Source organism: Streptomyces poriferorum (genome assembly GCF_019399235.1).
In the GTDB taxonomy this organism is placed as follows: domain Bacteria; phylum Actinomycetota; class Actinomycetes; order Streptomycetales; family Streptomycetaceae; genus Streptomyces; species Streptomyces poriferorum.
In genome coordinates this window covers 1-1,394 of the sequence record NZ_JAELVH010000604.1, presented here as the reverse complement: position 1 = coordinate 1,394, position 1,394 = coordinate 1, and the positions used below count along the sequence as shown (strand labels likewise).

The following is a 1,394-nucleotide window of genomic DNA, read 5'->3' as shown; positions in this document are numbered from 1 at the left end:
CCGTGCCGGGCGAGCTCCTCCCGGAAGCGTGCGGTCAGCAGCAGGGCGTAGTCGGTGGCCGCCCCGATCACCAGGATGGACAGGATGCCCTGGACCTGGCCGTCCACGCGGACGACACCGTGGTCCGCGAGGGCGTAGACGACGGCGCAGACGAGGCCCAGGGCGAGGACGGCGCTGAAGATGATCAGGAACGGCAGCAGCACGCTGCGGTAGACGAGCAGGAGAATCAGCAGGACGGCGGCCAGCGCCACACCCAGGAGCAGTCCGTCGATCCCCGCGAACGCGTCCTTGAGGTCGGCCTGGCTGGCTGCGGGCCCGGCGATCTCCGCCGTCGTGCCCGGCACGGAGCCGACTGCGTCGCGCACCCTTTCGAGGGTGTCGGGCAGCTCGTCACCCAGGTCCGAGCGCAGTTGGACGACGCCGGAGAGCGCCTCTCCGTCCTGTGAGAGCTTCGCGCTCGAAGGCGCGCCCACCACGCCGGGCTGACCCGTCAACGAAGTGAGCGACCGCGTGGCCATCTCCTCCGCACCGGCCGGGAGCTCGCCCGACCGGCCGGTCCACACGACGATCGCCGGTACGGTCCCGGACTTCTGGAACGCCTTCTGCGCCTCGGACACCTTGGTCGACTCGGCACTGCGCGGCAGGAAGGCGGCCTGGTCGTTCGTCGCGACCTCGCCGAGCTTCCCGGCGTAGGGGCCGAGCGTCCCTCCGATGCCGAGCCAGACGACGAGCAGGGCTACGGGCACCAGCCATCGGACGATACGGTGCCGCTGTGCGGGCTTCATTGCTTCCCCATGGGTCGATGCATGCCATGTCTCTCGGCGATTGATTATCTCAATCAGTGAGAGATATTACTATGGAGGTATGCGCACAGCAGACGGAGGCCCGGACAGAGGCACGAGCGACGGCCCCACGGGGCTCCAGTCGTTCGCTGTGCTGCTGCGCCGCATGACGAGCGAGCTCAACCGCATCACCCACGAGTTCGCCCAGGCCCAGGGGCTCCATCCGACGGATGTGCAGGCTCTCATCGCCATCCTCGACGCCGAGCACGATGAGGACGGGTCGGCCATGACCCCGGGGAGACTGCGCGAGCAGCTCGACCTCACCTCGGGTGCGGTGACGGCGTGTCTGGACCGGCTGGAGCGTGCGGGTCATGTTCACCGCGTCCGGGACGGTGGCGACCGGCGGGTGGTTCGTCTGCATTACGCGCCGGCTGCGAAATCAGTCGCCCGCGACTTCTTCAGCCCGCTGGCGACCGCCACCGAAGCGGCCCGGCGCCAGTTCGACGAGGACGAACTCCACGTCGTCGTGCGCTTCCTGGAGGCCCAGAACGACCAGCTCACGCAGTTGAGGGACCGCGAGAGAACGCCGTAGCGGGCCAGGCGGCCGGCCGC

General features: G+C 69.3%; 2 protein-coding genes. One reads left to right on the top strand and one right to left on the bottom strand.

The features are described 5' to 3' along the window. The coding region (locus tag JGS39_RS39980; protein WP_219574652.1) for an MMPL family transporter at window positions 1-785 on the bottom strand (785 nt) is incomplete at its 3' end. 79 nt (window positions 786-864) lie between these two features. Here JGS39_RS39980 and JGS39_RS39975 point away from each other — a divergent pair. Beyond that, window positions 865-1,374: a MarR family winged helix-turn-helix transcriptional regulator gene (locus JGS39_RS39975; RefSeq protein ID WP_219574651.1), complete on the top strand. Its 510-nt coding sequence runs from the start codon at window positions 865-867 to the stop codon at window positions 1,372-1,374. Window positions 1,375-1,394 lie beyond the last annotated feature (20 nt).